Genomic DNA, 6,126 nt, shown 5'->3' on the forward strand with positions numbered 1-6,126 from the left:
GAAAATGCGCAAGCCGCACCATGTCCCCCTATCGCGGCAGACTGTAGAGCTGTTCCGGCAAGTCAGGGCAGTGACAGGGCCGACCGGCTACGTTTTCCCGTCCGTGCGCACCCGCACCCGCCCCATGAGCGAAAACACTATCAATGCCGGTTTGCGGCGGCTGGGCTATGCTACCGATGAAATGACCGCGCACGGCTTCCGCGCGATGGCCTCCACGCTTCTCAACGAAAGCGGCAAATGGAACCCTGATGCGATCGAGCGCGCGCTGGCGCATGGCGACACCGACAAGGTGCGCGCGGCCTATCATCGCGGCGCGCATTGGGATGAACGGGTGGCGATGGCGCAATGGTGGAGCGATCATCTGGACCAGCTGCGCAAGGGCGGGGACGTGGTGCGGATGTCCAACCGGACTTCGGGCTAAGCTGTGACGAACTATCGAAAAGCTTCTGGTGATCGGGGATGTGTTCGGAAGCATCGATAAGGTGCAACCTGCTTTGGCGAATTGCCAATCGCAACAGCAAATGCAGCTCCCGACCCAGACCCGGTCACTCCCGGCCACCGAGTTGAATGTCTGGTTCCGCCAAAATCCGCCACGCTGCTTTCAGGATCCCGGATCGGCCCTGCTCATGACCGATGATGGGTGGAAACCTGACTTTCGTCGTCGCAACCATCCCTAGACATATCGAAACTCAAACCGGATTAATTGCGGTCCAAATTGTCCTGCATCGCGGCCAATAGCGCACTTAACTTGTCCAGCTCACCGATGTCCGTTCCGACAAGCAGGCGTCCGTAGACCGCGTCGGCCTCGGCTCTAAGCTTCGGTAATAGCTCAACCGCAGCAGGCATAAGGTGGATGTGCCATACGCGCCGGTCGTTCACCGCGCTACGTCGCTCAACGAGCGACAGTTCTTCAAGCCTGTCAATGGCCTGACCAACGCTTGCTCGCTCCAGCTCAAGCTCCCGGGCAAGTTCGGTTTGCGTCATGCCCGGCGTTCGATAAAGATATGCCAATGCGCGCCATTGGGTGCGGGTGAGCCCGAATTGTTCGAAGGACGTATCGAATGTGCGTCGCAGCCGGCGCGTCACCTCTTCCATAAGAAAGACGAGCCGATCCGTGTCGGTCAGAAAATTCGCTGCGGTTTTATCGGCAGCCTGATCCGAGCGCGTTACCATGATCCGGTCATAGCTTCCCCAAAACGAGAATAAAGATATTTACTGTAAGGCACCTTACAGTATACCGAATTGCTATGGCCACAATACCAACCAGCATCAAGGGAGCCGGCGGCATCGAACTTGCCGCCGAGATCACCGGCGCGCCTGACGCGATGCCGGTCTTGCTCGCTCATGGAGGTGGGCAGACCCGGAGAGCATGGAAGCGAGTTACGAGCGATCTTGCCGATTCCGGGTTTTGCGCAATTGCTTTTGACATGCGTGGCCATGGCGACAGCGCGTGGTCGAATGCCGGCGCTTATGAAATACGTGACTTTGCGGCCGATCTTGTTGCGGTCGCATCCAGAATGGATCGCAAGCCCGCGCTGGTCGGTGCATCGCTTGGTGGGCTGGCAGGGCTGCTTGCTGAAGGAGAGCTCGCCCAGGGCAGCTTCGCGTCGCTCACATTGGTGGATGTCGCACCGCGCATGGAGCCAGAGGGCGTAATGCGGGTCGTGGGCTTCATGGAACAGCATGTCGAAACCGGCTTTGCGTCAACTGATGAAGCGGCGGAAGTTATCGCACGCTACATGCCACATCGCGGTAAGCGCGGCGCTGGCGCTGGCCTGCGCCATTATCTCCGGCAAAAGGATGATGGCCGCTTTTACTGGCACTGGGATCCAGCGTTCATCCGCAACATCATGGCCGCCAAACGGAGCAATCCCGAAAATCAGGAGCATCAGTTTCAGGAACTCAGCCACGCGGCGGCCAGTCTGGATCTTCCGCTTCATCTCATTCGCGGCGCGGCGAGCGACCTTGTTTCCGAAGAAGCCGTTGCACACCTGCGTCAAGTCGCTCCCCATGCGGAATATACCGACATCGCAGACGCCACCCATATGGTCGTGGGCGATGCCAATGATGCATTTTCGAATGCAATCCTCGTTTTTCTGAATCGCCACCACGGCCCGGCAGGATCGGGGCAATGAGCGAACAGCCAATGGTGCTTGACCGGGCGGGCTTGCAAGACATGCTCGACATTGCGCCCTTCCATCAATGGCTCGGCCTGAAAATCCAATCCTGCTCGGAAGACGGGCTTGAACTCACGATGCCCTGGCACGAGGAAATCGTCTCCAACCCTGTGCTTGGCGCGGCGCATGGCGGCGTGCTTGCGGCGCTGATCGATCTCACAGGCCTTTACGCTTTGGTTATGCTGGGCACCCGGGCCACGGCCACGGCCGACCTCAGGGTCGATTATCATCGGCCCGCGACCGCTGGCCCGCTCATTGCGCGTGGACAGGTTGTCAAAACCGGACGTCAGATCAGTGTCGCCGAAGCCCGCATTTTTGGGCCTGACGACAAACTTTTGGCGAGCGGCAGAGGCGCCTACATATGCTAGTTCGCCTTTCTGTGCCTGCATTGATAGCCGCCGCTCTGTTGCTGCCTGCCTGTTCAGGCGGCGAGGCTGAGGACCAGACTGCAAAAGAAGCACCGCAAGGCCCGCGTGAGGTTCAGACATCGATCGCTCGGACTGAATTGCTCAACGAACCCGTGAAGGCTTTCGGAACTATCGCTGCCAAACAAAGCAGTGCAATCGGAGCGCTCACCGAAGGCCCGGTCGAGCGGATCTTTGTGAAAGTCGGTGACAGGGTATCACGCGGACAGCCGCTCTTTCGTATCAGACAAGCCGACTATCAGCGGAACGTGGCAGAGGCACAAGCTGCGGTCGATCTTGCGACCGCTCAAGCGATTGAAGCCGAACGGCGCTATGAACGCGTGATAGCTCTTGCGCCGAAGGGTTTCGTTTCTAAAGCGCAGGTCGATGCGGTGGAGACCCAGCTTGCCGTAGCACGCGCGCAAAAGGCGCAAGCCAATGCCGCACTCGGCACCGCGCAGCAGGCCCTGAGTGATACGATTACCCGCGCTCCTTATGACGGCGTCGTGACCGCGCGCCTGGTCGATGAAGGAGTCTATCTCAACAATCGATTCTCGGGAGGCGGCCAGTCGGCGGCCCTTCAATTGCAGGAGCTCGGCACCGTCGCGGCGATTGTCAACGCGCCGCAGGAATATGTCGACATGCTGCGGCGAGACATGCCCGCGCGCGTTTTCATCGAAGGGTTCGACGCGCCGTTCGAGAGCATCGTCTACATCATCAACGACCGGGTCGACCCTGAAAGCCGGATGGTCGAATTGCGACTGCCGATCGCCAATCCGAACTACCGTATAAGCTCCGGCCTTGCAGCGCGAGCCGAGATCCAGATCCCGCCAGAGGCAGCCATCATTCTGCCCCGAACAGCAATTCTCGGCGACAGCTCCGCCGCCCATCTTTTCATCATCCGTGATGGCAAGGCTCAGCGCCGCGAGGTCAGGTTCGACAGCATCGACCTCGACAGGGTGCGGCTACGGTCAGGCCTGACCGCAGGCGAGGAAGTGATCATCGATCCTCCGGCAACCTTGCGCGACGGCGAGCAGGTGAAGCCGCGCCGCACGACCGGCGAGAAGTAATATGTGGCTGGCCGACGTTTCGATCAGGCGTCCGGTCTTTGCGACGATGCTGATAGTCTCGCTCGTCGTGCTTGGCCTTGTTTCCTTCGGTCGCCTCGGAGTCGATCTGTTTCCCGAAGTCGAATTCCCCTACGTGTCGGTAACCACCACACTGCCCGGCGCGTCGCCTGGGACGATCGAGACAGAAGTCACCGATATCGTCGAAGAGCAGCTCAACACCATCGCGGGCCTGCGTCAGATGCGTTCTGTCAGCGCCGAAGGGGTGAGCATCGTCAATCTCGAGTTTGAGCTCGAACAAGACGCCGACCTCATGGCCCAGGAAGTCCGTGACAAGATGTCGCGGCTTGGTGCTGATCTGCCCGCCGATGCAGAGCCGCCGGTGATCGAAAAGGTTGATCCCGACGCTGCGCCTATCCTGTCAGTTCTCTTGTCCGGCGATATGCCGATCCGCGATCTGACCACCTTTGCGGACGAGGACGTGAAGGAACGGTTGCAGCGCGTTCCGGGGGTCGGCTCGGTCGAACTTGTCGGAGGGCGCGAACGCGAAATGCGCATATGGCTGGATGCATCCGCCATGCGTGCACGCGGCATAACGGCAGACGATGTGCTCTCGGCAATCCAGCGTGAAAACGCGGAGCTTCCGGGCGGAAGGCTGGTGACGGAGGGGCGGACACGCCAATTCGGCATCCGCACACTCGCCGAAGCGGCGAGCGCAGCCGAGTTCGCGAGGATTCCGATTGCCTATCGCCCGAATGGCCAGACCGTCCGTATAGGCGATGTCGGCCGCGTCGAAGATTCGGTCGAAGATGAAACCAGCTATGCGCAGCTCGATGGCAAGCCTGGTGTGGTGCTCGAAGTGCGCAAACAGAGTGGTGAAAACACCGTCGCAGTCGCAGAGCAGATCCGGGCCGCAATCGACGACATAAGCGCAAGTGCACCGGATGGGGTCGAACTCGTTATCGCACGCGATACATCGCGCTTCATCGAACAGGCAATCGGGGACGTGCTGTTCGATCTTGTCATCGCGGTGTTGCTGGTGGTGGCCGTAACCTTTCTGTTCCTGTTGAGCTGGCGCGCGACGATCATCGTTCTACTCGCCATTCCGACCTCGATCGTTTCCACCTTCGTCGCATTCGCCGCATTTGATTTCACCATCAACATGATCACCCTGCTGGCACTCACTGTGGCGATTGGTCTGTTGGTGGATGATGCCATCGTGGTGGTAGAGGCAGTCCAGAATGATGTCGATGCCGGCGTGGATGCAACCGAGGCGGCACATGCGGCAACCAAGCGCGTCGCACTGGCGGTGCTGGCAGGCACATTTGCAACGCTGGCGGTCTTCGTGCCGATCGCCTTCATGGAGGGCATCGTCGGGCGTTTCTTCTTCCAATATGGACTGGCGATCGTGTTTTCCGTCAGCGTTTCGATGCTGGTTGCCTTCACGTTGACGCCAGCCCTGTCGGCCCGATTGCTGCGCCCGGAACATCCGGAAGATGGCTGGCTGGGACGTATAGAGCGATTTCATGTCGGGATGCGCTTGCGCTACGAACGACTCGTCAGCTGGGCAATTGGCAGACGGTATGTGGTGCTCGCTGGCGCTCTGGCGAGCGTTCTTGTCGGCGGATTTTTTGCCGGGCTTGTGCCGAGCACATTTATGTCCACCACTGATCGATCGGAATTTCTCGCGACGGTCAAGCTGCCCCTGAGCACAGGGATCACCGGAGCGCGGGATGCAGCCCAGCAAGCTGATGTCATCCTGCGTGAAAACCCGGAGGTCGAACTGGTGTTTGCGAGCGCGGGAAGCGGCACGAATCCCAAGGTCAACGAAATCGATATCTATGTCGGGCTGACCCCCAAGCGGACCCGTGACCTGTCGCAAGATGACCTGATGACCTTCGCGCGCGACGCCCTCAGTGAAGGTGTCGTCGGAGCGCGCGAGGTATCTGTGGCGGAGGTTCCCTGGGTGTCCGGCGGAGGTGTCGGGCAAGCTGCCATCGAGCTTATCATCACCGGAAGTGATACTGCGGCGATCAACGATTATGCCCAATGGCTACAAGGTGAACTCGCCGCCCGGCCCGATTTCGTCGACGTCCGCTCCACCTATGAGGGCGGCCGACCCGAATTGCAGATTGTGCTTGATCGTGACCGCGCAGCGGACCTCGGCATATCGGCGCGCAGCCTTGCCGCGGCCTCCCGTACGCTGGTCGGAGGTAGTGATGCGGGAACCTTCGAAGCCGACGGGCGGCGCTATGATGTCCGCGTGCGCCTCGACGAAATTAATCGGCAGACCCTCTCGGATGTTCAGGCACTGCCACTCAGAACCGGACAAGGCACGCTGGTCGATCTGGCAGCAATCGCCGATGTCGAAGTGGCATTAAGCGCCGCGGAGATCGACCGTATTGATCGATCGCGCCAGATTTCAGTGCAGGCGAATACAGCCCCCGGCGTAGCGCTGAGCGTCGCGGTTACGAAGGT

6 protein-coding genes are annotated in these 6,126 nt (G+C 60.0%); 5 read left to right on the forward strand and 1 reads right to left on the reverse strand.

From position 1 onward, the window contains the following. Window positions 1–421: tyrosine-type recombinase/integrase (locus ACOVQ0_RS04840; protein ID WP_421880841.1), on the forward strand; the 421-nt coding region annotated here is incomplete at its 5' end. Window positions 422–699: 278 nt separating this feature from the next. Here ACOVQ0_RS04840 and ACOVQ0_RS04845 read toward each other — a convergent pair. Further along, window positions 700–1,173, reverse strand: a complete 474-nt coding sequence (locus ACOVQ0_RS04845) for a MarR family winged helix-turn-helix transcriptional regulator (RefSeq protein WP_069309381.1) — start codon at window positions 1,171–1,173, stop codon at window positions 700–702. Between the two features lie 74 nt (window positions 1,174–1,247). Between ACOVQ0_RS04845 and ACOVQ0_RS04850 the strand changes: the two genes are divergently transcribed. The 4 genes from ACOVQ0_RS04850 to ACOVQ0_RS04865 form a co-directional block, all read left to right on the forward strand. Next, the gene (locus ACOVQ0_RS04850) at window positions 1,248–2,135 is read left to right on the forward strand and encodes an alpha/beta fold hydrolase (RefSeq protein ID WP_421880844.1); all 888 of its coding nucleotides are present in this window, start codon (window positions 1,248–1,250) and stop codon (window positions 2,133–2,135) included. Beyond that, window positions 2,132–2,545 carry a hotdog fold thioesterase gene (locus ACOVQ0_RS04855; protein WP_421880847.1) on the forward strand — a complete coding sequence of 138 codons (414 nt, stop codon included), beginning with the start codon at window positions 2,132–2,134 and terminating at the stop codon, window positions 2,543–2,545. The genes ACOVQ0_RS04850 and ACOVQ0_RS04855 overlap by 4 nt, the downstream gene beginning before the upstream one ends. After that, window positions 2,539–3,651 carry an efflux RND transporter periplasmic adaptor subunit gene (locus ACOVQ0_RS04860; RefSeq protein WP_421880850.1) on the forward strand — a complete coding sequence of 371 codons (1,113 nt, stop codon included), beginning with the start codon at window positions 2,539–2,541 and terminating at the stop codon, window positions 3,649–3,651. The genes ACOVQ0_RS04855 and ACOVQ0_RS04860 overlap by 7 nt, the downstream gene beginning before the upstream one ends. Window position 3,652: 1 nt before the next feature. Continuing rightward, the coding region (locus tag ACOVQ0_RS04865; RefSeq protein ID WP_421880853.1) for an efflux RND transporter permease subunit at window positions 3,653–6,126 on the forward strand (2,474 nt) is incomplete at its 3' end.

The sequence above is a fragment of the Novosphingobium sp. genome, assembly GCF_049240505.1.
Lineage (GTDB): Bacteria > Pseudomonadota > Alphaproteobacteria > Sphingomonadales > Sphingomonadaceae > Novosphingobium.